20 protein-coding genes are annotated in these 25,755 nt (G+C 69.9%); 5 read left to right on the plus strand and 15 right to left on the minus strand.

Features of this window, described 5'->3' with window-relative positions:
* Positions 1-152 precede the first annotated feature (152 nt).
* On the plus strand, positions 153-2,603 hold the full coding sequence (locus OG878_RS11170) for a DNA gyrase/topoisomerase IV subunit A (RefSeq protein WP_328886639.1): 2,451 nt from the start codon (positions 153-155) through the stop codon (positions 2,601-2,603).
* A 24-nt stretch (positions 2,604-2,627) separates the two neighbouring features.
* Here the strand turns inward: OG878_RS11170 and OG878_RS11175 are convergent, their stop codons facing one another.
* Positions 2,628-3,740 carry a CobW family GTP-binding protein gene (locus OG878_RS11175; RefSeq protein ID WP_328886640.1) on the minus strand — a complete coding sequence of 371 codons (1,113 nt, stop codon included), beginning with the start codon at positions 3,738-3,740 and terminating at the stop codon, positions 2,628-2,630.
* A 22-nt stretch (positions 3,741-3,762) separates the two neighbouring features.
* Entirely contained in the window at positions 3,763-4,911 is a 1,149-nt protein-coding gene (locus tag OG878_RS11180) for a citrate synthase/methylcitrate synthase (protein ID WP_328886641.1), read from the minus strand.
* A gap of 109 nt (positions 4,912-5,020) precedes the next feature.
* Between OG878_RS11180 and OG878_RS11185 the strand changes: the two genes are divergently transcribed.
* Positions 5,021-6,343 (plus strand): citrate synthase, encoded by a 1,323-nt coding sequence (locus OG878_RS11185; RefSeq protein ID WP_328886642.1) that lies wholly within the window; start codon positions 5,021-5,023, stop codon positions 6,341-6,343.
* A 29-nt stretch (positions 6,344-6,372) separates the two neighbouring features.
* Here the strand turns inward: OG878_RS11185 and OG878_RS11190 are convergent, their stop codons facing one another.
* Entirely contained in the window at positions 6,373-7,392 is a 1,020-nt protein-coding gene (locus OG878_RS11190; protein ID WP_277328793.1) for a LacI family DNA-binding transcriptional regulator, read from the minus strand.
* Between the two features lie 96 nt (positions 7,393-7,488).
* Here OG878_RS11190 and OG878_RS11195 point away from each other — a divergent pair, with 96 nt between their 5' ends.
* Both OG878_RS11195 and OG878_RS11200 read left to right on the plus strand, forming a co-directional pair.
* Positions 7,489-9,159 (plus strand): sensor histidine kinase, encoded by a 1,671-nt coding sequence (locus OG878_RS11195; RefSeq protein ID WP_328886643.1) that lies wholly within the window; start codon positions 7,489-7,491, stop codon positions 9,157-9,159.
* A complete protein-coding gene (locus OG878_RS11200) occupies positions 9,156-9,833 on the plus strand; it encodes a DUF7342 family protein (protein WP_328886644.1) in 678 nt (225 codons plus the stop codon). The genes OG878_RS11195 and OG878_RS11200 overlap by 4 nt, the downstream gene beginning before the upstream one ends.
* Before the next feature lie 49 nt (positions 9,834-9,882).
* Here OG878_RS11200 and OG878_RS11205 read toward each other — a convergent pair whose 3' ends face one another.
* From OG878_RS11205 to OG878_RS11230, 6 genes are all read right to left on the minus strand, one after another.
* Entirely contained in the window at positions 9,883-11,475 is a 1,593-nt protein-coding gene (locus OG878_RS11205; protein ID WP_328886645.1) for a solute symporter family protein, read from the minus strand.
* Positions 11,472-11,948 carry a DUF485 domain-containing protein gene (locus OG878_RS11210; RefSeq protein ID WP_328886646.1) on the minus strand — a complete coding sequence of 159 codons (477 nt, stop codon included), beginning with the start codon at positions 11,946-11,948 and terminating at the stop codon, positions 11,472-11,474. The genes OG878_RS11205 and OG878_RS11210 overlap by 4 nt, the downstream gene beginning before the upstream one ends.
* Positions 11,949-12,046: 98 nt before the next feature.
* Entirely contained in the window at positions 12,047-12,727 is a 681-nt protein-coding gene (locus OG878_RS11215; protein WP_328886647.1) for a response regulator transcription factor, read from the minus strand.
* Positions 12,724-13,887 (minus strand): sensor histidine kinase, encoded by a 1,164-nt coding sequence (locus OG878_RS11220; protein ID WP_328886648.1) that lies wholly within the window; start codon positions 13,885-13,887, stop codon positions 12,724-12,726. Before OG878_RS11220 ends, OG878_RS11215 begins: the two co-directional genes overlap by 4 nt.
* Positions 13,884-14,396, minus strand: coding sequence for a DUF1453 domain-containing protein (locus OG878_RS11225; RefSeq protein WP_328886649.1), 513 nt, complete (start codon positions 14,394-14,396; stop codon positions 13,884-13,886). The genes OG878_RS11220 and OG878_RS11225 overlap by 4 nt, the downstream gene beginning before the upstream one ends.
* A gap of 132 nt (positions 14,397-14,528) precedes the next feature.
* Positions 14,529-16,649: a DNA gyrase/topoisomerase IV subunit B gene (locus OG878_RS11230; protein WP_328886650.1), complete on the minus strand. Its 2,121-nt coding sequence runs from the start codon at positions 16,647-16,649 to the stop codon at positions 14,529-14,531.
* 435 nt (positions 16,650-17,084) lie between these two features.
* On the opposite strand from OG878_RS11230, the gene OG878_RS11235 reads away from it, so the two are divergent.
* On the plus strand, positions 17,085-17,318 hold the full coding sequence (locus tag OG878_RS11235; RefSeq protein WP_328886651.1) for a DUF7455 domain-containing protein: 234 nt from the start codon (positions 17,085-17,087) through the stop codon (positions 17,316-17,318).
* Positions 17,319-17,426: 108 nt separating this feature from the next.
* On the opposite strand, the gene OG878_RS11240 is transcribed toward OG878_RS11235, so the two are convergent.
* From OG878_RS11240 to OG878_RS11265, 6 genes are all read right to left on the minus strand, one after another.
* Entirely contained in the window at positions 17,427-18,257 is an 831-nt protein-coding gene (locus OG878_RS11240) for a S1 family peptidase (protein ID WP_328886652.1), read from the minus strand.
* 130 nt (positions 18,258-18,387) lie between these two features.
* Positions 18,388-19,938 carry an RNA polymerase sigma factor gene (locus tag OG878_RS11245; protein ID WP_328886653.1) on the minus strand — a complete coding sequence of 517 codons (1,551 nt, stop codon included), beginning with the start codon at positions 19,936-19,938 and terminating at the stop codon, positions 18,388-18,390.
* A gap of 323 nt (positions 19,939-20,261) precedes the next feature.
* Entirely contained in the window at positions 20,262-21,128 is an 867-nt protein-coding gene (locus tag OG878_RS11250; RefSeq protein WP_328891206.1) for a FadR/GntR family transcriptional regulator, read from the minus strand.
* 179 nt (positions 21,129-21,307) lie between these two features.
* Positions 21,308-23,104 carry an ABC transporter ATP-binding protein gene (locus OG878_RS11255; protein ID WP_328886654.1) on the minus strand — a complete coding sequence of 599 codons (1,797 nt, stop codon included), beginning with the start codon at positions 23,102-23,104 and terminating at the stop codon, positions 21,308-21,310.
* 111 nt (positions 23,105-23,215) lie between these two features.
* On the minus strand, positions 23,216-23,980 hold the full coding sequence (locus OG878_RS11260; RefSeq protein WP_328886655.1) for an NUDIX hydrolase: 765 nt from the start codon (positions 23,978-23,980) through the stop codon (positions 23,216-23,218).
* Positions 23,981-24,315: 335 nt separating this feature from the next.
* Positions 24,316-25,617 carry a DUF4192 domain-containing protein gene (locus OG878_RS11265; protein ID WP_328886656.1) on the minus strand — a complete coding sequence of 434 codons (1,302 nt, stop codon included), beginning with the start codon at positions 25,615-25,617 and terminating at the stop codon, positions 24,316-24,318.
* Between the last annotated feature and the right edge of the window lie 138 nt (positions 25,618-25,755).

The following is a 25,755-nucleotide window of genomic DNA, read 5'->3' on the forward strand; positions in this document are numbered from 1 at the left end:
CGAAGTTCCCGTGCCGCGGAAGTTCGCGTGAAAGAGCGCCGGACAGCCCCTTGGGACGGGTCGAGGTCGGCGTTGTCAGTGCCGCGGTCCACAATGGTCCGCGTCAGAACCAGAGGTTGCCCGAACAGATCTGTGAAGGAGTCGCAGCAGCGATGCCCCGCCGCAGTACGAAGACCCCGCCGCCGGACGACTTCGAGGAGAAGATCCTCGACATCGACGTCGTCGACGAAATGCAGGGCTCCTTCCTCGAGTACGCGTACTCGGTGATCTACTCACGGGCCCTGCCGGACGCCCGCGACGGCCTGAAGCCGGTGCACCGCCGCATCGTGTACCAGATGAACGAGATGGGGCTGCGCCCCGACCGCGGCTATGTGAAGTGTGCCCGGGTCGTCGGCGAGGTCATGGGCAAGCTGCATCCGCACGGCGACGCGTCCATCTACGACGCGCTCGTGCGGATGGCGCAGCCGTTCTCGATGCGGCTGCCTCTCGTCGACGGGCACGGCAACTTCGGCTCGCTCGGAAACGACGACCCGCCCGCCGCCATGCGGTACACCGAGTGCCGGATGGCCGACGCCACATCGCTGATGACGGAGTCGATCGACGAGGACACCGTCGATTTCCAGTCGAACTACGACGGCCAGGAGCAGGAGCCGGTCGCCCTCCCGGCCGCGTATCCGAACCTCCTGGTCAACGGCTCATCCGGGATCGCTGTCGGCATGGCGACCAATATGCCGCCGCACAATCTGGGCGAGGTCATCGCCGCCGCCCGCCATCTGATCAGGCATCCGGGTGCGGACCTGGAGACCCTGATGCGGTTCGTTCCCGGCCCGGACCTGCCGACCGGCGGCCGGATCGTGGGCCTCGGCGGCATCAAGGACGCGTACGCGGCGGGCCGCGGCACGTTCAAGATCCGTGCGACCGTCTCCGTGGAGGACGTCACCGCGCGCCGCAAGGGCCTGGTCGTCACCGAACTGCCGTTCTCCGTCGGCCCGGAGAAGGTGATCGCCAAGATCAAGGATCTGGTCTCGGCGAAGAAGCTCCAGGGCATCGCTGACGTCAAGGACCTCACCGACCGCGAGCACGGCCTGCGTCTGGTCATCGAGGTCAAGAACGGCTTCGTACCCGAGGCCGTGCTGGAGCAGCTCTACAAGCTGACGCCGATGGAGGAGTCCTTCGGCATCAACAACGTGGCGCTGGTCGACGGACAGCCGCTCACGCTGGGCCTGAAGGAGCTCCTGGAGGTCTATCTCGACCACCGCTTCGACGTGGTACGCCGTCGCAGCGAGTTCCGCCGGACCAAGCGCCGCGACCGGCTCCACCTGGTCGAGGGCCTCCTCGTCGCGCTGATCGACATCGACGAGGTCATCCGCCTCATCCGGTCCAGCGACAATTCGGCCCAGGCGAAGGAGCGGCTCATCGAGCACTTCTCGCTGAGCGAGATCCAGACGCAGTACATCCTGGACACCCCGCTGCGGCGGTTGACCCGGTTCGACCGGATCGAGCTGGAGAGCGAGCGGGACCGGCTGAAGGCCGAGATCGACGAGCTGACCGCGATCCTCGAATCGGACACCGAGCTGCGCAAGCTGGTCTCCACGGAACTGGCCGCGGTCGCCAAGAAGTTCGGCACCGACCGGCGGACGGTGCTGCTGGAGTCGGCCGGTTCGCAGGTCGCCTCGGTTCCGCTGGAGGTCGCGGATGACCCGTGCCGCGTGCTGCTGTCCTCGACCGGTCTGCTGGCCCGTACGGCCACGGGCGACGCGATCGCGTTCGACGAGGGCGCCAAGCGGGCCAGGCACGACGTGATCGTGTCGGCCGTCCCTGCGACGGCGCGCGGCGATGTGGGTGTGGTGACGTCCACCGGGCGTCTGCTGCGGCTCGCGGTGATCGATCTGCCCCAGCTGCCCGACACGCACGCGGCGCCCAACCTTTCCGGCGGCGCGCAGGTGTCGGAGTTCCTCACGCTGGAGACAGGTGAGGACGTCATCTGCCTCACCACGCTCGACGAGTCCTCCCCCGGCCTGGCCATCGGCACCCTGCAGGGTGTTGTCAAGCGCGTGGTGCCGGACTACCCGGCCAACAAGGACGAGCTGGAGGTCATCACCCTCAAGGACGGTGACCGGATCGTCGGCGCCGCCGAACTGCGTACGGGCGAGGAGGACCTCGTCTTCATCACGTCAGACGCACAGCTGCTGCGTTACCCGGCGGCCCAGGTGCGGCCGCAGGGCCGGCCCGCCGGAGGCATGGCGGGGGTGAAGCTGGCGGCCGACTCCGAGGTTCTCTCGTTCAGTGCGGTGGACCCGGCGGCGGACGCGATGGTGTTCACGGTGGCGGGCTCGCACGGCACGCTGGACGACTCGGTGCTCACGGCGAAGCTCACGCCGTTCGACCAGTATCCGCGCAAGGGCCGGGCGACCGGCGGGGTGCGCTGTCAGCGGTTCCTCAAGGGCGAGGACGTCCTGGTGTTCGCCTGGGCGGGCGCGACGCCTGCGCGGGCGGCGCAGAAGAACGGCACGCCGACCGAGCTGCCGGAGCCGGATCCGCGCCGCGACGGTTCGGGTACGCCGCTGGCCAAGCCGGTCGCGGTGATCGCCGGACCGGTCTAGCCGACCCGCCTCGGCCGGCCGGTCTCAGTCGGTCGGCTGTTGTACGTAACGCAGGACGCCCCACATGCTCTGCTCATGTGCGGCGTCCTGCGTCGTGTCCGGCGCCGACGAGGCTTCCTGTCGTGCTACGGCGTTCTCTCGGCAGCCGGCCAGCTCCTTGTGCAGGGTGTCCGGGCCGATGCCGGAGCCGATCAGCACCAGCTGGGTCAGGCGGGGTTCGTCGCGCTTCCAGGGCCGCGGGACGAACCGCAGGAACCGGCCGACCGCATGCACCGCGTATGTGTTGCCGCGGTCGCCCGCACCGAAGTCGACGAACCCCTTGATCCGGTAGAGGCCCTCGGGCCGGGAGTCGAGGAAGTCCATCAGCCGACGGGGGTCCATGGGCACGTCGGAGGTGAAGGAGACACTCTCGTACGCCGCGTGCAGATGGCCCCCGTGCGCCTCGGCGCCCTCCTCCGCCCCCTCCTCCAGCAGGAGGTCCTCGAAGGTGAGCTGGCGCATCCGTTCGTCGCCGTCGGGCCGCAGCGCCGGATCGAAGAGCAGCTCCGGGTCGATGCGCCCGTACGTGGCGGAGATGACGGCCGCCCCGCTGCCGGTTGCCGCGACGGCCTTCCGGATGCGGCTGTGTTCCTCGTCGTCGATGCGGTCGGTCTTGTTCAGCACGACGAGATCGGCGACACCGAGATGGCGGTCGGTCTCGGGATGACGCTCCCGGGTGGCGTCGAACTCGGCGGCGTCGACGACCTCGACCAGTCCCCCGTACACGATGTGCGGATTGTCGCTGGCCAGCAGCATCCGTACGAGCTCCTGGGGTTCGGCGAGTCCACTCGCCTCGATGACGATCACATCGAGGCGGGCGGCCGGCCGGGTCAGCGTCTCCAGGAAGGTGTCGAGTTCACTCGCGTCGACGGCGCAGCACAGGCATCCGTTGCCCAGCGAGACGGTCGAGCCGACCTGCCCCGAGACCGTCATGGCGTCGATCTCGATGGAGCCGAAATCGTTGACGATCACGCCGATCCTGTTCCCCGCACGGTGGCGCAGGAGGTGGTTGAGCAGCGTCGTCTTGCCGGATCCCAGGAACCCCGCCAGGACGATGACGGGGATCCGCTGCCTGCGGGGCGGGGACGACGGGTTCAACGGGGGTCCTCCTCGGGGGACGTCAGGGCGCCGGGACCGGCTGCGGCGTGGGCGGACCGACGTACCGGGCCGCCGGGCGGATGATCTTGGAGTCGTCCGCCTGCTCCAGGATATTGGCGCTCCAGCCGACCACCCGCGCCGCACAGAAGGTCGGGGTGAACATCTCCCGCGGCAGCCCGCACAGCTCCATGACGACCCCGGCGTAGAACTCCACGTTGGTGTGCAGCTCACGACCCGGCTTGAGCTCGGCGAGGATCGCCTCCACCCGGCGTTCCACCTCGACGGCGAAGTCGACGAGCGGACCACCGAAGCTCTGGGCGATCCCGCGCAGCATGCGCGAGCGCGGGTCCTCGGTGCGGTAGACGGGGTGACCGAAGCCCATGATCCGCTCGCCCGCCAGCACCCGCCCGCGGATCCAGCCGTCGATGCGGTCGGGGGTGCCGATCGCGTCCAGGGTGTCGAGCGCCCGGCTGGGCGCTCCGCCGTGCAACGGCCCGGAGAGTGCGCCGACGGACGCCACCAGGCAGGCGGCGATGTCCGCGCCGGTGGAGGCGACGACCCGGCCGGTGAAGGTCGAGGCGTTGAAGCCGTGGTCGACGGTGGAGATCAGATACTGCTCGACGGCCCTGACGCGCGCGGGGTCCGCCTCCGAACCGGTGAGCATGTAGAGGTAGTTGGCGGCGTACGGCAGATCGTCGCGCGGCTCGACCGGCTCGAGACCCCGGCCGAGCCGGTACAGGGCGGTCAGCACGGTGGGGACGGCGGCGCAGGCGGCCAGCGCGTCGCCGCGGCGCCGGTCGCCGTCGATGTCGTACACCGGGCGGAATCCGAGCAGCGACAGGGCGGTGCGCAGCCCGGCGAGGGGGCCGGAGACGGCGCCCGCACGGGCTATGGCCGGCAGGGCGTCCCTCACCTCCGGGGGCAGTCGGCGCAGGGCGGCGGTGCGGGCGGCGAAGTCGGCACGGGCGGCCGGGCCGGGCAGTTCGCCACGGAACATCAGGTACCAGACGTCCTCGAAGCTGCGGGTCTGCGCAAGATCGATCGCCGAGTACTGCCGGTAGTGGTAGAAACCCTCGCGCCCTCGGACGTCGCCGAGGGCGGTGTCCGTGACGACGACACCGGCGAGGCCTCGGGGCACCTCGAGCGGGGTTCCGCTGGTCAGGGTCGGCATGTCTTCCTCCGCGAATTTCTGTTCAACCGAATCAGCATTGATTTGAATGTCTATGATTGACTTCAATCCTGTCAATGTTGATTGAATCAATATGGATACGGTGAGCAGCATGAAGGATCAAGCAGCACCCGACGACCGCGCCGGAGCGAGTGCCGAGCGGCTCACCACGCGCGAGACGGCCGAGCGCCTCGGGGTGAAGCCGGAGACGGTGTACGCGTACGTCAGCCGGGGTCAGCTGAGCAGCCGGCGCGCTCCCGGCGGCCGCGGCAGTACGTTCGACGCCGCCGAGGTCGATGCGCTGGTCCGGCGTACGGGACGCAGAGATCCCTCCCCCGCCACCGGTGACCTGGTATTCCGTACCGGCATCACGCTGATCGAGAGCGACCGGTACTACTTCCGCGGGGTCGACGCGACCGAACTGGCCACCCACTTCGCCTACGAGGAGGTCGCCGAATGGCTGTGGACCGGCGAGCTCCGCCCCGGCCTGCGCTTCACCGCGCCCGCCGAGGCGCTGGCCGCGGCGCGCCGGGCCGTCGGGGCACTGCCCGCACACAGCGGGTCGACGGACCGGCTGCGGGTCGCACTCGTCGCCGCGGCGGCCGCCGATCCGCTGCGCTTCGACCTCTCGCGCGAGACCGTGCTCGGCAGTGCACGAAGCCTGATCCCGACCCTGGTCGGCGCGCTGCCGACGGTTGCCGGTGCGCCCCCGGCGGCCGATGGCGAGGCCGCTTCGCACCCGGCCGGACTCGCGCACCGGCTGTGGCCGAAACTCGCCGCGCGACCGGCCGACGAGGCCTCGCTCGCCGTGCTGGACACGGCTCTCGGTCTGCTGATCGACCACGATCTGGCCGCGTCGACCCTGGCCGCTCGGGTCGCCGCATCCGCCCGCGCCCATCCGTACGCGGTGATCTCCGCAGGCCTCGGCGTCCTGGAGGGCCCCCTGCACGGCGCCGCGAGCAGCCTGGCCCACCGGATGCTGACCGACGTCCTGGAGCGGGGCGGTGCGGCCCCGGTGGTCGCGGACCACCTCCGCACCGGCCGCCAGGTGCCGGGGCTCGGGCACCGGCTCTACACCGCCGAGGACCCACGCGCCCGCACACTGTTCGCCCTGCTCGCGGAGGTCCCGCAGGCGGCGCCCGCACTCGCCGCGGCACGGGACGTGGTCGCCACGGCCGCCCGCCACACCCCGTTGCACGCCAACGTCGACCTGGCGCTGGCCGTGCTCTCCGTCGCCTCCGGCATGGACGCGGAGGCGGGTGAAACGGTGTTCGCGGTGTCCCGTACGGCGGGCTGGATCGCCCATGCGCTGGAGGAGTACGACGAACGTCCGCTGCGGATGCGTCCCAGTGGCCAGTACGGGGGCCCGCGCCCGCCTCAGCCGTTGCCCACCCCGGGATCAGCCACCACCACACACGGACAGGGGCTGCAATAGGCGGATCATGAGACGCAAAATATCGACGTTCAGGGGGAAACGTCTCTCGGGGGCTGCGCGGTGGACCCCCGCACCACCAGTTCCGGCTCGAAGAGCAGCTCGTCCGACGGCACGGTACGGCCCCCGATCTGCAGGGAGAGCAGCTCGACGGCGGCGCGCCCCATGGCCTCGATCGGCTGGCGGACCGTGGTCAGCGGCGGCTCGGTGCAGTTCATGAAGGCCGAGTCGTCGTAACCGACGACCGAGACGTCGGCCGGCACGGAGAGCCCACGGCGGCGGGCCGCGCGCACGGCTCCCAGAGCGAGCGGGTCACTGGCGCAGATGATGCCGGTGACACCCCGGTCCAGCAGACGCATGGCGGCGGCCTGTCCCCCCTCCAGCGAGAACATGGCCCGCGCCACCCACTCCTCCGGCACGGTAGTGCCGGCCTCCTTGGCCAGCGCGCGGGCGGCGGCCAGCTTGCGCTGCGAGGGCACATGGTCGGAGGGGCCGAGCACCAGGCCGATGCGCTCGTGGCCGAGCGAGACGAGATGGCGCCAGGCCTGCTCGACGGCGACGGAGTCGTCGCAGGAGACACCGGGGAAGCCGAGGTGGGCAATGGCCGCGTTGATCAGGACCACCGGGATCTTGCGGTCGGCCAGCACCTGGTAGTGGTCATGTGCGGCGTCGGCCTGGTGGTAGAGCCCGCCCGCGAAGACCACACCCGACACCTGCTGCTGCAGAAGCAGCTCCACATAGTCGGCCTCGGAGACGCCGCCCTTGGTCTGGGTGCACAGCACGGAGGTCAGTCCCTGCTGCGCCAGCGCACCACCGACGACCTCGGCGAAGGCCGGGAAGATCGGGTTCTGCAGCTCGGGCAGGACCAGACCGACCAGTCGCGCCCGCTCGCCCCGCAGCTGGGTCGGCCGCTCGTAACCGAGGACGTCGAGCGCGGACAGCACAGCCTTCCGGGTGGCGTCGGAGACGCCGGGCTTGCCGTTGAGCACCCGGCTGACCGTGGCCTCGCTGACTCCCACCTTCCGGGCCACCTGAGCAAGTCGTCGCGTCATGAGCGCAAGATTAGCGCAAAAAACGCAAGTGGATTGCGTGGAGGGGGAAACAGGAAGAATTTCGGAAAGCACCGGTATGCGCTCTACCTTCATACGATGAGCGCCCCACCGCCCACCCCCCGGAGGCCGCGACGGCTCGGCTGGCCGCAGCGGGTCTTCTCCCAGGTGCTGCTGATCCAGCTCGCCATCGCCACCGGCGTCACCGTACTCGCCACCGGCCTGTTTCTGGCACCCCTCAGCGCACAACTCGACGACGAGGCGATGCACCGTGCACTCGCCATCGCACAGAGCGCGGCGGCCCAGCCTCAGATCACCGCGTCACTGCTCACCACCGCTCCCGCCGCCGGCGGGCCCGTGCAGTCGGCCGCCGAGCGGATCCGGCGGTCCACCGGTGCGGAGTACGTCGTCGTCATGGACCGGCGTGGGGTCCGCTGGTCGCACCCCGACACCGGGCGGATCGGCAAGGTCGTCTCCACCGACCCCAGTGAGGCGCTCGCGGGTGACGAGGTCGTGGAGATCGACAGCGGCACGCTCGGCCGCTCGGCCCGCGGCAAGGTACCGCTCCGCGACGGGTCGGGCCACATCGTCGGCGCGGTCTCGGTCGGTATCGCGTACGACAGTGTCCGCGCCCGGCTCCTCGCGGCGATCCCCGGACTGCTCGCCTACGCGGGCGGGGCGCTGGCGGTCGGGGCACTCGCCGCCTGGCTGATCTCCCGCCGTATCCAGCGGCAGACTCATGACCTGGCCTTCTCCGACATCTCGGCGCTGCTGGCCGAGCGCGAGGCGATGCTGCACAGCATCCGGGAAGGGGTCGTCGCCCTCGACCGGACGGGACGCATCCGGCTCCTCAACGACGAGGCGCAGCGACTGCTCGGGCTCGGCCCCGATGCCGCGGGCCGACCGCTCGACGAGGTCCTCGGCCCGGGCCGGACCACGGATGTGCTGACGGGCCGGGTGGTGGGCGACGACCTGCTCACCGTACGGGGCAGCCGCGTGCTGCTGGCCAACCGGATGCCGACCGCCGACGGCGGTGCGGTCGCCACTCTCCGCGACCGCACCGAACTGGAGCACCTCGGCCGCGAACTCGACTCCACCCGTGGTCTGATCGACGCCCTGCGCGCCCAGGACCACGAACACGCCAACCGGCTGCACACCCTCCTGGGACTGCTGGATCTGGAGATGCACGAGGACGCGATGGAGTTCGTCACGGAGGTGGTAGGCGGCCACCGGGCCACCGCCGAGCAGGTCACCGAGAAGGTCCATGACCCGCTGCTCGCAGCCCTGCTGGTGGGCAAGGCGACGGTCGCGGCGGAGCGCGGCGTCGCACTGCGCATGGCGTCCGGCACACTCCTCCCGGACCGGCTGGTGGACGCACGCGGGCTCGTCACGGTCGTCGGCAATCTCGTCGACAACGCCCTGGACGCGGCGGCCGGATCGAACGGCGCCGTGATCGAGGTGGAGCTGCGGACGGACGGCCGTACGGTGGTGCTGCGGGTCCGCGACAGCGGCCCCGGTGTCCCTCCCGAACAGCACGAATCGATCTTCACGGAGGGCTGGTCGACCAAGGAGCTCCCGGCGCACGGCAAACGTGGTCTGGGACTCGCCCTGGTGCGGCGGCTGGCCGAACGGCAGGGCGGCAGCGCCACGGTCGACTCGGCTCCGGAGGGCGGCGCCGAATTCACCGTCGTACTGCCGGAGGCCCTCACCGAACCGAATCCGACGGCAGCAGCCCGTCCGGAGCCGAGCATCGTGGGAGAAGTCCAGTGATCGACGTCCTGGTCGTCGACGACGACATCCGGGTCGCGCGGGTCAACGCGGCCTACGTCGCCAGGGTGCCCGGCTTCCAGGTGGCCGCGCAGGCGCACAGCGCCGCCGAGGCCCTCTCCGCGGTCGAGTCACAGCACGTCGACCTCATCCTGCTGGACCACTACATGCCCGACCGCAACGGCCTGGCCGTGGTCCGTGAACTGCGCAGGCTCGGCCACCGTACCGACGTGATCATGGTGACGGCGGCGCGCGACGTCGCCACCGTCCAGGAGGCCATGCGTCACGGCGCACTCCAGTACGTGGTGAAGCCGTTCAGGTACGCCGGGCTGCGTACCAAGCTGGAGGCGTACGCGGCGCTGCACCGCACCCTGTCGGGCGGCGGCGAGGCCGAACAGGGTGACGTCGACCGGCTCTTCGGCGCCCTGTGGGCAGCGGACGAACCCGGTCTGCCCAAGGGCCACTCGCCGACCACGGCGGAGCTGGTCCGCCGGGCGCTCCGCGACGCCGAGGGGCCACTCTCCGCGCAGGAGATCGCGGAGAGCGCCGGAATGAGCCGGCAGACGGCCCAGCGCTATCTGAAGCTGCTGGAGCGGACCGGCCGGGTGCGGCTGACGCTGCGGTACGGCGAGACAGGCCGCCCGGAACACCGGTACACCTGGGCCGCCGGCGCGTAAGACACGTCCCGCCGCACCCGGGGCCATCGAAGACCCGGGACACGTCCCGCTACACAGCACCGGCCCCGGTGAGCGCCCGGACCTCGGTCTCCGCGTGTTTGGCGGCGTCCGGTGGTTCGGCCGTGGTGACCGTGCCGATCCAGCCGGCCAGGAAGCCGAGCGGGATGGAGACCAGGCCCGGGTTCTCCAGCGGGAAGACCTGGAGGTCCACACCCGGAAAGAGCGAGCTCGGGCTGCCGGAGACGACCGGTGAGAGCAGCACCAGCAGCACGGCGGGGATCAGCCCGCCGTAGACCGACCAGACCGCGCCGCGCGTGGTGAAGTCCCGCCAGAACAGCGAGTAGAGCAGCACCGGCAGATTGGCCGAGGCGGCGACGGCGAAGGCGAGTCCCACCAGGAACGCCACGTTCAGGTTCTGGGCGACGAGGCCGAGCGCGATGGCGGCCACCCCGATCGCGGCCGCGGCGACCCGGGCCACGGCGACCTCGCTGTGCTGCTTGCGCCCCGGACGTCTGAGCGAGGCGTAGAGATCGTGGGCCACGGATGCGGACGAGGCGAGCGTGATCCCGGCGACGACGGCAAGGATGGTCGCGAAGGCCACGGCGGCGACCACGGCGAACAGGATCGTCCCTCCGGTGGAGCCTTCGCCGCCGCCGAGCACCATCGCCAGCAGCGGAACGGCCGTGTTCCCGGCCGGGCTCGACGCGCGTACGTCAGCCGACCCGACCAGAGCCGCCGCTCCGAAGCCGAGCACGATCGTCATCAGGTAGAAGCCGCCGATGAGTCCGATGGACCAGACGACCGAGCGGCGGGCGGCGCGGGCGGTGGGCACGGTGTAGAAGCGGGACAGGATGTGCGGCAGGCCCGCCGTGCCGAGCACCAGGGCGAGACCCAGGCTGATGAAGTCGAAGCGCGCGGTCCAGCTCCCGCCGTATCTGAGACCGGGCGCGAGGAACTTCGCCCCGTGACCGCTCCGTTCGGCCGCGGAGTTGAGCAGAGCGTTGACGTTGCCGTGGAAGTGGACCAGGACGAGCACGGTGAGCACGGTCGCGCCCGCCATCAGCAGGACTGCCTTGACGATCTGGATCCAGGTCGTGGCGCGCATCCCGCCGAGGGACACGTAGATCACCATGAGCGCACCGACCCCGATGACGGTCCAGGAGCGGGCGGCCCCGCTCGTACCACCGAGAAGCAGGGCGACCAGGCTGCCCGCGCCCACCATCTGCGCGACCAGATAGAGCACCGAGACGGTGACCGAGGAGGTGCCCGCCGCGATCCGCACCGGGCGTTCCGCCATCCGCGCCGCCACCACATCGGCGAGGGTGAACCGGCCGCAGTTGCGGACGAGTTCGGCGACGAGCAGCAGGACGACGAGCCAGGCGACCAGGAAGCCGACCGAATAGAGCATGCCGTCGTAGCCGAAGAGGGCGATCAGGCCGGAGATGCCGAGGAAGGATGCGGCCGACATGTAGTCGCCGGCGATAGCGAATCCGTTCTCCATGGGGGAGAAGAGCCGGCCGCCCGCGTAGAACTCCTCCGCCGAGCCGTGCCGGTTGCGGCTCACCCAGGTGGTGATGGCGAGCGTCACGACGATGAACGCGCTGAACAGCAGCATGGCCAGGGTCTGGTGGTTCCCGTTCAACGCACGATCCCCCGCGTCTTTTCCTGAGTGTCCCAGCGCAGATCGAGCGCGGCCCGGTCCCTGCGCAGCCGTGCATGTCGTGCGTACGCCCCGGTGAGCAGGAACGTCGTGAGGAACTGTCCGAGCCCCGCGACCATCGCCACATTGACGGCACCGGCCACCGGACGGCCCATCAGCCCGGGTGCGGTGATCGCCGCGACGACATAGGCGAGGTACCAGACGAGGAAGGCGAGGGTGGCGGGCACGACGAACCGCCGGTACCGGCGGCGCACTTCCTGGAAGGCATCGCTGCGCTGCACCTCCAGATAGACGTCGGCTGCGCTGTGGCCGCGCGGCGGGGCCGCCGGGCCGGGCGGCCCGGCGGGAACGAAGCCCCCCGTACCGTCCAGCTCGCCCCATCCGGAGGCCAGCGCGTCGTACCACGGGTCGTCGAGTCGCGTCGCCGCGGCCTCGCGCCCTGCTTCCTTCTCCACCGAACAACTCCCCTGGTCCACGGACCACTTCGGCCGCGTACTCAAGAATGGGCAGATCGGGAAGATCCCGGGCACTTCATTTGGCCCACTTCACCTCATCAGGTGAAGGATGTCCCGGGCGGGTGTGCGAGACCCCGAACGTACGCATAGCGCACAGCTTGTGCCCTGTCGCGCAGTCCGGCCTTGGCGAAGAGATTGTTGATGTGGCTTTTCACGGTGGCCTGCGAGATGTGCAGCGCGCGGGCGATCTCCGGATTCGACAGTCCGTCGGCGATCAGGACGAGCACTTCCGCCTCACGCGGCGTGAGGCCGTCGGGCAGCAGGGGCTCGCCGGCCCGCGGTCCGGCCGGCGCGGGTGCCGTGGTGACCCGCTCCAGCAACCGCCGCTGCACCGTGGGCGAGAATCCGGCCTCGCCCGACAGCACCGCCTGGATCGCCCGCGCGATCTCCTCGCCCCCGGCGTCCTTGGTGAGATATCCGCGGGCACCCGCCTGCAGCGCGGGGAAGAGCGAGTCGTCCTCCGCGAACGTCGTGAGAACCACCACCTGGGTGTTCGGATACTCCGCGCGGATCCGCCGCGTCGCCTCCACTCCGTCGCAGCGCGGCATGCGGAGGTCCATCAGGACCACGTCCGGGGCCTTCTCGGCGACGAGCGCAACGGCCTCTTCCCCGTCCTTCGCCGATCCCACCACCTCGATTCCGGGCAGCAGTCCCAACAGCATCACGATTCCCTCGCGCACCACCGACTGATCGTCGGCGACCACGACCCGCGCGCTCACGCGGGTACCCGCAGACTCACCACGAAGCCCTCCTCACCCGGTCCGGCCTCCAGCGTCCCGCCGAGCAGTTCGGCGCGTTCCCGCATCCCCAGCAGACCGTAGCCGGAGCCACTGACAGCGAGCTCGTCCACGGACCGGCAGCCACCGCGGTCCCTGACCTCCAGGGCTACCTCGTCCGGCAGATACTCGAGCCGCACGAGGACAGCGGCACCCGGCGCGTGCTTGCGCACATTGGTCAGCGCTTCCTGCGCCACCCGCCGGACCGCCTGCGAGGCCTCGGCCGTCAGCGGGCGCTGCTTCCCGGTGACGGTCACCTCCCCCGGCTCCGCAGTCACCAGCTGTCTCAGGTACTCCTCCACCGGGGTGACCTCCCCGCGCAGGGCGGAGAGCGCCTGCCGCGTCTCTGCGAGCCCCTCGCGCGCCATGGAACGTGCCGCCACCACCCGCTCCAGCACCTGGTCCCGGAACTCCCCCGAAGGTTCCCTCTCGATGAGCAGACGGGCCGCCTCCAGATGCACCAACTGCGCGGAGAGGCTGTGCGCGAGCACGTCATGGATCTCGCGGGCGATCCTGGAGCGCTCGCCCAGCGCCGCCGATTCCGCTTCGGCCACCCTGGCGGCCCGCTCCTGCGCAAGGAGCCGCTGGGCGCTGCCGCGGGCCTCGGCATCCAGCCGGAGCACGTACCCCGCAAGGCAGAGCCCCGCCGTGGTCACCGCCGTCGTCACCCACCCCTCGGTGTTGACCGCGGCGTACGCGGCGAGCGCGACGGCGGTGGCGGGAACACCCGCCGAGAGCGGCAGGCGCTCCATGGCCGTGACCGCACAGCCGCACCACAGAACCACGGCGGGCACATAGGCACCGGCCTCCTGCGCCCCGAAGGCCGCCGCCATCAGCAGCGCCAGGAGCCCCAGCGACGGCCACAGCCGGTGCTCCAGGCTGGTCCGGAAGAACGCCCACCCCGCGCAGGCGCATGCGGCCACGCCCAGCAGGCCGACCGCAATCTCCCACGGGCCGAACCTGCCGCTGGAGAAGGTGCCCCAGAGCATGAGAGTCAGCAGGCCGACGCGGACGGACCAGGCGACGGCCGCCCGGGGCCGGGTACGGCCACGGGCCGAGAGAGCCTCCCGGGACGGCCAGCTCGTCCAGGCAGCGCGTGTCACACACGTTCCTTCCACGGCGACGACGGCATGCCGTCGGCAGCACCACCGTACGCGGGAGCCACCTGCCGGGCCCGCCAGGTCGTCACGCCACCGCGCACCAGCAGGGTCAGCGCAAGAGCGGCCATCAGGGCGCCGGGGCCCTGATGTATGCCCATCAGGCGAGCCGCCCCGTACAAGGAGGCTCGCAGCACCAGACCCCCCGTCCAGACGAGGACCGTCGCCTTGGTGCCCCTGCTCCACAGCGAGCCGTCCGGCTCGCGCCACAGCCGGACCGTCCAGCCCCAGCCGGCGCCGGTGACCAGCCCCACCACCAGTTCGACGCCGAGGGCCGCGGCGGACAGTGCCTCGCGGTGCGGGTCGGTCAGTCCGGGCTCGCGCAGGGACATGAAAAGCAGGATCCCCGGCAGAATCCACCAGCGCCGGTCGTCGGAGAGCCGCCGTGCCGAACACTGACGGACCACGACGAAAACGACGACAGCAACGATCACCAGGGCGTTGAGCCCGGACATGGGTGCCTCCGAAGTGCGGGAAGGATCATCGCCTTCGACGCTACGGAGCGGGCCGGGCCAGGGGATCGGCTCAGGGGTTGATCCCGGGTGGAGCCGCTGTCTGCACCCACGGGTGGAGACAGCGGCTGCCGGTCATGCGTCGATGCGGGAGCGGTCCAGCGTGGCCGCCGAACTGGTGATGAACTCCTTGCGGGGTGCCACCTCGTTGCCCATCAGCAGATCGAAGACCTGCTCGGACGATTCCAGGTCGCCGATGTTGATCCGCCGCAACGTGCGGTGGCGCGGATCCATCGTGGTCTCGGCCAGCTGATCGGCGTCCATCTCACCGAGGCCCTTGTAGCGCTGGATCGAGTCCTTGTACCGGACGTTCTTGCGCTGCAGCTCCAGCAGCGTCTGGCGCAGCTCGCCGTCCGAGTACGTGTAGATGTACTTGTCCTGGCCCTTCTTGGGCTGGACCAGCTCGATCCGGTGCAACGGGGGCACCGCGGCGAAGACGCGTCCCGCCTCGACCATGGGCCGCATGTACCGCTGGAAGAGCGTGAGCAGCAGAATGCGGATGTGCGCGCCGTCGACATCGGCGTCCACCAGCAGGACGATCTTGCCGTAGCGGGCGGCGTCGATGTCGAAGGTCCGCCCGGACCCGGCCCCTATGACCTGGATGATCGCGCCGCACTCGGCGTTCTTCAGCATGTCCGAGACGGATGCCTTCTGGACATTGAGGATCTTGCCCCGGATCGGCAGCAGTGCCTGGAACTCGCTGTTCCGCGCCAGCTTCGCCGTGCCGAGCGCGGAGTCTCCCTCCACGATGAAGAGCTCACTGCGCTCGACGTCGTCGCTGCGGCAGTCCGCGAGCTTGGCAGGCAGCGAGGAGGACTCCAGCGCTGTCTTGCGGCGCTGTGCGTCCTTGTGCTGACGGGCCGCGATACGGGTCCGCGCGGCTGCCACCGCCTTGTCCAGGACCGCTCTGGCCTGCGCCTTGGCATCACGCTTGGTGGAGGTCAGGAAGGCCTTGAGCTCCTTGGCCACGACATTTGCGACGATCCGGTTGGCCGCCGAGGTGCCCAGCACCTCCTTGGTCTGGCCCTCGAACTGCGGTTCCGCCAGCCGTACGGTGACGACCGCGGTGAGTCCCTCGAGGGCGTCGTCCTTGACGATGTCGTCCTCTGCGACGCGCAGCAGTTTCGCGGAACGCAGCACCTCGTTGACCGTCCTGGTCACGGATCGTTCGAATCCGGTCACATGGGTGCCGCCCTTGGGGGTGGCGATGATGTTGACGAACGACTTGAGGTTGGTGTCGTACCCGGTGCCCCATCGCATGGCGATGTCGACGACGAGCTCACGGGTGACCTCGGTCGCCGTCATGTGACCGCGCTCGTCCAGGACCGGCACGGTCTCCTTGAAAGTGCCCTGCCCGGACAGCCTCAGCACGTCGCACACGGCCTTGTCCTGCGCCAGGTAATCGCAGAACTCGCTGATCCCGCCGTCGAAGCGGAACGTCTCCTCGGTCTTGCCCTCACCCTCGAGACCGCGCTCGTCGCGAACGACGATCGTGAGGCCGGGGACGAGGAACGCCGTCTGCCGCGCCCGCTGGTAGAGCGTCTCGAGGCTGAGCTTGGCGTCCTTGAGGAAGATCTGCCGGTCCGCCCAGTACCGCACCCGGGTGCCGGTGCGCACCTTCGGCACCCGCTTCCCCTTGCGCAGGCCATTGGCCGGGTCGAACGGGCTATCCGGCCCCTGTTCGGTGAAAATGCCCGGAACGCCGCGCCGGAAGCTGATCGAGTGGGTCGCACTGTTGCGGTCGACCTCGACGTCGAGCCGGGCCGAGAGCGCGTTGACGACGGAGGCGCCGACGCCGTGCAGACCGCCGGACGCGGCGTACGAGCCACCGCCGAACTTGCCGCCGGCGTGCAGCTTGGTCATCACGACTTCGACGCCGGACAGGCCGGTCTTGGGCTCCACGTCGACAGGGATGCCGCGGCCGTTGTCCCGGACCTCGACGGAGTTGTCGTCGTGGAGGATGACCTCGATGTGATCGCAGTAGCCGCCGAGAGCCTCGTCGACCGAGTTGTCGATGATCTCCCAGAGGCAGTGCATGAGGCCGCGGCTGTCGGTCGACCCGATGTACATACCGGGGCGCTTGCGCACCGCTTCGAGCCCCTCGAGTACGAGAAGGTGCCGCGCGGTGTAGTTGGAGCCGTCCCGGTCTGCTCCGGTCAGCAGCGCAGTGGACGGCACGGACGTATCGGCGGTCACGCGGTTCGCTCCTCGCTGAATTTCACATGGGGCCCGAGTGGGTAGCGGGCTCGGCTTCGGTAGCCGCTGAGAGCCTACCGAGGCCTGGTAGAGCGGTTGTAACGCCACCCTCGGGGAATGCTTACAGTAGTCCAGCCTCGCATACGCGTTCGATCCCTCGATGGAGTGACGCGCACATCACGTTCCCTTCGAGGCATGAACCATTTAGGCTCCGGGCACGTCCTCATGAACAAACCGGCAAGCCGGCCGGAGGGACCGACCAAGACAAGCAACGCGAAACCGTAGCGCTCCGCAATACGGCACATTCGCCGCCAACCGGCAACAGACAGCCATTTTGAGAAGAAGTTTCGAAGAAAAGCCACGAGCGGGAACGTTTTCGGCCTGGTTGGATGTTGACCCTGGTACGACAGCTCGTCGAGCTAGAGAAGAGGCGACGTGACTACTGTTCTGACCCCCGCGAGCCCGCTGACCGCAGCAGACCGCTGTGACCGTTGCGGCGCCCAGGCCTATCTGCGCGTCGTCCTGATCAGCGGCGGTGAACTGCTCTTCTGCGCCCACCACGGGCGCAAGTTCGAGCCGGAACTCAAGAAGATCGCCGCGGAAATACAGGATGAGTCGGACCGGCTGACGGCCGTACAGGCCCATGCCGCCGAAGAGGAACAACACTGATACCTCACATCCACGACGAGCCGAGGGCCGGTTCCTGAGCGGCCGACGGGCGGCTTCCCCTTTGCGAAGGGGAAGCCGCCCGTTCTCGTACCTACGGAGCGGTTCCGGTCAGTCACTGCCTGCCATCCATCCGATGGCGGCGGCGATCCTCGTGTAGACACCGGGACTGCCCGCGGCCCCGCAGCCGTGGCCCCAGGACACCAGCCCGATGAGCCGCCCCCGAGCCACCAGCGGGCCTCCGCTGTCGCCCTGGCACGCGTCGTGCCCGCCCTGCGATTCACCGGCGCAGAGCATCGACGAGGCGTCGTACGTGCCGTCCGCGCCTCCCGGGTAGGCCAGCTCGCACGTACGGTCCGGCAGTACGCTCACCTGGGTGGATCGCAGTGACGTCGCGTAGTCGCCGTTTCCCGTGACATCCCCCCATCCGTAGACCACCGCCCGGGCACCTGGCTCGTAGCCCGGGTCGTCCGTCGTGGCCATCGGAATCACGCTCCGGTCGGGGAGCGCGTCGGCCAGCGTGAGCACCGCCAGATCGCCGACATTGGTCGTGGGGTCGTACGCCGGGTTGGTCCATGTCCCCTTCACCGTGATCTCACGGCCTCCGGTCCCGGTCAGCTTGTCCCGTCCGGCGATGATCCGCAGATCGCGCATCTGGCTCGAGTCGGCGCCGAGCGCCTCCGGAGTCAGGCAGTGCGCGGCAGTCAGCGCCTTCGTCGGCGCCACCATCACGGCGCCGCAGAATTGACCCGCACGGGTACCCCCGAAACGGTCACGGCTGGACAGCGCCACGACCCAGGGGCTGTCCTTGACATGGGCGGGCTGCCCGCCGATGACAATGCTGTCCGCCGCCGCCGGAACCGGGTCTCCGAGCGGTATCGAGACCGCAGCGGCGGCAAGGGCAAGCGCCCCGGTCACGGCGCGGACGACAGTACGGGACATGCGCACTCCTGACTCTGTGATGGATCATGCCCACTCAGAGTCATCCAGCCTGCGGGCGGCCGCACCCGCACGCAGACCGAGGGCCCGGCTCCTCCCGGAACCGGGCCCTCGGTCTGTGTACTCCGGCGACCTAGTCGAGGTAGTCGCGCAGCACCTGCGAACGCGACGGGTGACGCAGCTTCGACATGGTCTTCGACTCGATCTGACGGATGCGCTCGCGCGTGACGCCGTAGACCTTGCCGATCTCGTCGAGGGTCTTCGGCTGGCCGTCGGTGAGACCGAAGCGCATCGACACCACGCCCGCCTCACGCTCGGAGAGGGTGTCGAGCACCGAGTGCAGCTGCTCCTGGAGGAGCGTGAAGCTGACCGCGTCGGCCGGCACGACCGCCTCGGAGTCCTCGATCAGGTCACCGAACTCGCTGTCCCCGTCCTCACCCAGCGGGGTGTGGAGGGAGATCGGCTCACGGCCGTACTTCTGGACCTCGATGACCTTCTCGGGGGTCATGTCGAGTTCCTTGGCCAGCTCCTCCGGGGTGGGCTCGCGGCCCAGGTCCTGGAGCATCTGGCGCTGCACGCGCGCAAGCTTGTTGATGACCTCGACCATGTGCACCGGGATACGGATGGTGCGGGCCTGGTCGGCCATGGCGCGGGTGATCGCCTGACGGATCCACCAGGTGGCATACGTGGAGAACTTGTAGCCCTTGGTGTAGTCGAACTTCTCGACCGCGCGGATCAGACCGAGGTTGCCCTCCTGGATCAGGTCCAGGAAGAGCATGCCGCGACCGGTGTAGCGCTTGGCGAGGGAGACCACGAGGCGGAGGTTGGCCTCCAGCAGGTGGTTCTTGGCGCGGCGGCCGTCCTCGGCGATGATCTCCAGCTCACGCTTGAGCTTCGGCGCGAGCTTGTCGGAGTTCGCCAGCTTGTCCTCGGCGAACAGACCCGCCTCGATGCGCTTGGCGAGCTCGACCTCCTGCTCGGCGTTGAGGAGGGGAACCTTGCCGATCTGCTTCAGGTAGTCCTTGACCGGGTCGGCCGTGGCACCGGCGACGGCGACCTGCTGCGCGGGCGCGTCGTCCTCGTCGTCGTCGGAGAGGACGAAGCCCTTGTTCTCGCCCTCGCCCTCCTCTTCGTCGCCCTTGCCGACCTGTACTTCCTCGGTCGCCTCGTCGCCGTCGAGCAGCTCGTCGGCGTCCTTCTTGCCGGACTTCTTCGTTGCAGTCTTCTTGGCCGCCGTCTTCTTCACGGCGGTCTTCTTGGCAGCCGTCTTCTTGGCTGCCGCCTTCTTCGCAGGGCTGGCCGCGGCAGCGTCGTCGGCCACCACGTCCACGGTCTCGGCCGACGGGGCGGCGGTGGCCGCGACGGTCCTCGTCACGGTCGTCTTGGCCGCGACGGTCTTGGTGGCGGTGCGCTTGACCGGGCTCTTCGCTGCGACGCTCTTGCGGGCGCGCTTAGGCGACTCCGCGGCACTGACCATCAGCGTCACACCCTCTTCCTCGAGGATCTGGTTGAGGCTGCGCAGAACATTCTTCCACTGGGTTGGCGGAATCTGGTCAGCCTCGAAGGCCCGACGCACGTCATCGCCGGCGATCTGCCCATCAGCCTTTCCCCGCTCGATGAGCGCCATCACAGACTCTGACTCGGCGATCTCCGGCGGGAGCGTACGGGATGTGCTGGCCGACACGAACAACCTCTCGGAACGATGGAAACGGCTTCCGGCCCGGCCCCGAAAGGGGCTGGACCGACGACCGTCGGGCTGGGAATGTACCGACGGCGCGGGCTTCGCCTCAGAACTGCACAGCGTGCCTCATGGCTGCTGTATTCCTTCCGCTGCGGTCACCTCTTAGGTCATCGCACTGTCTCGAGGAGTGTTACGCCCAATCCGCGTGGCCCGAGTCACACCTCATTTGCGACGAACATGACCAGGAACGACATCTCTCCACAATTGTGCCGCCGGACCGCGAGGGTCCGGCGACACGTGGTCCGTACACCCTGGCTGCGTCGCGCTCAGTGCTCGCGCGGCGCGGGAACCACTCGCTCCACGTCCGGGTGGACGACGAGAAGTTGACGCATGGCCGCCTCGGCCCCTGTCGCGTCGCCGCTCGCGAGAGCCTCGACGATCCGTGCGTGGTGGCCGATGGACACATCATTGGGTCGGTCGCAGGCCGTGATCGGCCCACCCGAGACCTGCAGTGCAGCGGAAACAATTCCGGAGAGATGTTCAAGCATGCGATTGCCGGCGGCCTGGATGAGCAGTGAGTGGAACTCCGCATCGGCCCGCGAGCACGTGGTCCCGTCACCCTGGGCGACCGCGTGCCCCATGATCTCGACCATGTCAGCAAGGCGCTGCTGGATGTCCTCACGGCCGTGACCGGCGGCCAGGCGCACAGCGAGCGGTTCGATCGTCCAGCGGAGCTCCCCCAGCTCGCGGCGCTGGTCCTCGCGCTGCGGTCCGAAGGCCCGCCATTCGATGATGTCGGGATCCAGCAGATTCCAGTCACTGACCGGGCGGACCCGGGTACCCACATTCGGCCGGGCGCTGACCAGGCCTTTGGCTTCAAGAACGCGCAGCGACTCGCGGACAACGGTGCGGGAGACCTCGAAACGCTGGCCGATCTCCTCCGGCACGAGCGGACGGTCCGCGCCCAGGTCGCCGGAGACGATCATCTGACCGAGCTGCTGAACGAGTTGGCCATGGAGGCCTCGGCCCCGGCTGGCCGAGCCCCGTCGGCTCACCCGGCCGAGTTCGGCATCGGTGCCGCCCCAGGAACGAACGGCGGCACGCTCGCCGGCCGGCGCCTCCGTATAGGGGTAGCGGTCGAGTTCACCCGAGCCGGCGAGGCCGGTGTCGACGGAGCGGGCGGCGGTCATCATGGTGTGCGCAAGGGTACTCACGCATCCTTTGTCGGCGCGGCCCAGTCGGCCCTTGAGGTCTTTGGTGAAAAGCACACGAAAGGGTGATCGGCGTCAGCCCCCCAATTGACGCCTTATCTATACAAAACGGGCACCTCTGGGGATGCGTACCCCTTCGGCACGACCGCCACGATCCGTGATCACCAACGGACCCTTCCGCGAAGGCTGGTGAACACATACGCGCAGATCAGGACCGAGAGCGACAACGACAGCGCCGCCCCCACCGGGTTCGCCACCAGGCGCACGACCGCCATCACCAACCGATCCACCACGTCGGGCCACTGCACCCAGGCCAGTTCGCGGAGTCTGGCCGGAAGTCCGAGCATCGAACGGGCGGTCGACTCCGCCGGCACCCTCTCGACGAGCGGGACGACGAGCGCAGGAACGGCGAGCACCGCGGCGACTCCGGCGGCCGCGACCCTGAAGATCCCGGCGGCCAGCAGACCCGCCCAGGCACAGCCCATGGTGAGGCCCGCCCAACTCGCCCCAAGAGAAGCCGCATTCGCCGGAACCCGGAACAAGTCGCGTCCGTACACGAGATGGAGGGCCTCCTCCGATGCCAGTACGGTCAGCGTCGCGAGCAGCAGCGCGACTCCCGCCGAGACGAGCAGCTTGGCCACCAGCAGGCCGAGGCGGCGCGGAACGGTTCCGCGGCCCGCCGCCAGCGCGGGATAGCGGAACTCGTCACCGAACGAGAGCGCCCCGATCAGCCCGGCGCCGAGTGCGGCGGGCGGCAGCGGCAGCAGGGACGGCCAGCCGGCGAGCACGCGGGGAACCGGCGCACTGCCGGTGCGGGCGAGCAGGACGGAGAGGCCGACGGAGGCGACCAGGACAGCGGCCATGATCAACGTCGTTGCTCTGACGCCGAAGAGGCGGCGCAGTTCGTAGCGCACCGGCTGGAGCGGGCCACGGGCCGGGCGTCGTCGGATCTCAGGCGGAAGTTCCGGTTCCGGCTCGGGATCGGAGGTCGCGAGTGGTACAAGCCGCGGTGCGTCCTCCGGATCGGTTGCGGACGATTCCGCAGCAGGTGCAGCCTCCGGCCCGGCAGGGTCCGCTGCCAGCGGGCCGGTGTCACCGACCTCGTCGGCGAGTTGATGAACGGGTACACCGTGGCGGAATGCCGCGTCACCGATCTCCGCGCACGTGCTCCCGTAGACCGAGAGTCGGCTGCCCGCTTCGGTGACCACCTCCACGGAGCGCTGCGCCTCACGCGCCTCGCGGCTGACGACCGCGGCGAGCCGGGCAGCCTGCGGGCTGCGGACCGCGACGCGGCAGCGCAGCCGGGTGCGGGAGAAGTCGGCGTTGCCCTGGTCCGCGACGAGCCGCCCGGCGTCGATGGTGACCACATGGTCGGCCGCACGCGCCGCCTCCTTGGGGTCACGGGTGGTGTACAGAACCGTGCCGCCTTGGGCGGCATGGGCACGCAACAGCCCGTGCAGCCAGCTCTTCTCGCGCGGCGAGAGCCCCTCTCCGGGGTCGTCGAGGATCAGCGCATGGGGGTCGCCGAGCAGTGCCGACGCGAGGCCGAGCCGACGGTCCATGCCGACCGACATCGTGCGGATGCGCTGGTCCCCCAGCCCGTTGAGCCCGACGGTCTCGAGAAGCTCGTCGGCCCGGGAGGCCGGTACCCCCGCGGCGGCGCAGAGCATACGGAGCTGACCACGGGCGGTACGGGCCGGATGACCGGGCACGTCCCCGAGCAGCACGCCGACTTCTCGGGCCGGATGCGGGATGCGGTGCAGCGGTCTGCCGCGGAAGTAGGTGATCCCCCGCCCCGGTTCGATGTCGAGCATCAGGCGAAGGGCCGTGGTCTTGCCGGAGCCGGAAGCACCGAGGAGTGCGGTGACGGCGCCTGGCCTGGCATCGAAGGTGAGGTCATCCACCGCGGGAGGAAGGCCGCGGTAGGGGGCGCTGGTGAGTCCGATGGCCTGGAGCATCGCTTCTCTCGCGGAAGGTGAGACCGCTCGGCGGCAGGGTGCGTACCGCAGCAAGATAACGCGACATTTCCGACTTTTGGTGCAGCACCGGACTGGTGGGTGTTCCGCGGATCAGACTTCGGGCCTCAGCATCGGCGGATTGAGCACCGTGGCCGAACCGGCCCGGAAGAGCTGGGCCGGGCGCCCTCCCTGGCGCGTGGTGGTCCCACCGGCCGGCACGAGGAATCCGGGGGTGCCCGTCACCTTGCGGTGGAAATTCCGCGGGTCCAGAACCACCCCCCATACCGCTTCGTACACCCGGCGGAGCTCACCCACCGTGAACGCCGGCGGACAGAAGGCGGTGGCCAGCGAGGAGTACTCGATCTTGGATCGGGCACGCTCGACGCCGTCGGCGAGGATCTGCGCATGGTCGAACGCCAGCGGGGCCTGCAGTTCACCCTCGCGACCGAAACCGCCCTCCGGTCCGAGCAGGTCGTCGACCGGCGCCCAGCGCGCGCTGTTCGCATCGCCGCCCGCACGAGGAGCAGGCAGGTCGGGGGCCAGAGCGAGATGGGCGACGCTGACGACGCGCATCCTCGGGTCCCGCTTGGGATCACCGTAGGTCGCGAGCTGTTCGAGATGCGCGCCGTTGCCGACCGACGGGGCGGCCGGATCGTGCGCGCACAGACCGGTTTCCTCGACGAGCTCGCGCGCTGCTGCGGCTCCGAGATCCTCATCGGCCTTGACGAAACCGCCGGGGAGCGCCCACCGGCCCTGGAACGGTTCCTCACCACGGCGAACCACCAGCGCACAGAGCGCGTGACGGCGCACAGTGAGCACAACGAGGTCGACGGTGACAGCGAAGGGCGGGAAGGTCGACGGGTCGTAGGGCGGCATGCCGTGATCATAGTCGTCTGCCTGACGATAAACACTCCCTTCGTCATGGTCTTCGTCCGCCCCGGCTCAGGTCTCCCTCGGTCCGGTCGTCCTTCTCCTCGCGTCCGGCGCCACTCCGCGGGCAGAGTCACGCCCGGGGTGTGGCGCTGGGTACGCGGCACCACTGCGGTCCAACCGCCGGTCGCGTGTCCTCGGGGCCCCTCCGGGGGATCGACAGCGCTCAGGGGCCCCTGGGTCCCCACGCTCAGAATCGGCTCCACCTGCCGGGACCTCGCACCGGAGTGCCCCGCGCCGGATCCCCCATGAACGCGGGTGCGCACCGACGGGTCACCACGTCATCGACCGCTCCTGGACCCGCCCCGGCCGTGCGCCCGCGAACCCCGGGCACGCCGTCGGGCAACAGCCGAGCCTGGACGGGACCGGACGGACTGCGCGGCCTTCCGCCGCACCGCCGGTGGACGCACCGCGCGGCGCCGGCGGCTCCGCTCCACGCGCCGGCTGCCTCGGCCCTTCCGATCACTGCGCTCCCCACGCAGACAGCGGCGCAGCGTTTCAGGGTCGAGCCCTTCGTTGCAGGCCTGATGGAGAAGTTGAGCAAAGGTGTAGTCGGGGTCCGCGCGCAGGGCCAGGCCCAGCGCGACCCGTGCACCCGGTTCGTCGCCGGTGGACCAGGAGACCCACCCCGCCAGGGTGAGCGGCGCCGCGGCATGCTCCCCGTACGGTCCGACGCACCGACGCGCGAGCGCCCGCCACAGACGCAATGCGGATTCTGCCTCCGGCCCCTCCATCCAGGCGGCGGCCTTGTCCCGGGTCCCCCGGTCCTGGAGGCCGAGGATCACCGCGGCGGCCTCTTCATGGCTGATCAGGGAGTCGTCCCGGCTGTCTGCCGCGGAGGGCGGGGTCGCGGGTGCCTCCCGGAGACGCTTCATCAGCGCTCGGGCGAGCCCCAGTGTCTCGCGCGCCACCTCCTTGCGTCCCTCCTCGTCGAGGATCCTCGGCACGAGGGCGGCGCCCGCCGAGTCCAGAGCCCGCGGCTGCTCTGCCACGGCCGGGGTCCGCAGCGGCGCGAGCCTGACTTCCATCTCCCGCAGGGATCCCCTTACTTGAATGCCCGCATAGGTGGCGGCCGCCGCCATGACCGAGGTGCCGGGCAGGGACAGGGCGCTCCCCTCGGCCGGACAGCAGCGCGCGTCGGGGCAGCAGTAGGACCAGTACCGGCGGGCGGAGATGCAGAGCGCTTCGAGTACGGGTACGTCGAGAGCGCCACAGGCCGTGCGCAGACGCTGGGCCAGTGGCCGCAGCCGCTCCATCACCTGGCCGGGGGACTCCCCGTCGCCGGGATCCTGGCAGAGGAAGATGACGATCGCCTCAGGACGCTCCCCACGCCGCTCGCTCCCCTTGACCAGACACTCGGCGAGCTGCTCGGCGGTGGACGGCCATTCTTGCGGAGACTGCGGGATTCCGAGCCTGAGCCGCCCACCGAAGCGTCCGCGGCCGCCGTGCAGAGCGACCATGACCACGCTGTCGTTCGGATAGAACCCCATGAGATACGGGAGGGCGTCGGCGAGTTCGGCAGGCCCGCGCAGAGTGATCTGCTGCTCGTCGGCCGGCCCGGTGGATTCGTGGTGCTTGTTCATGGCACGACCGTCCCGCGAGCGGCAGAATTCCGCGACCCCCTGTGGATAAGTTGTCCACAGGGGCGCGGGGCCGTTCGCGGTTTGTCGCAGCCACCGGATTGCATAGGGGCATGACCAACGCAGACCGCGCAGCGCGCA

The sequence above is a fragment of the Streptomyces sp. NBC_00316 genome, assembly GCF_036158715.1.
In the GTDB taxonomy this organism is placed as follows: domain Bacteria; phylum Actinomycetota; class Actinomycetes; order Streptomycetales; family Streptomycetaceae; genus Streptomyces.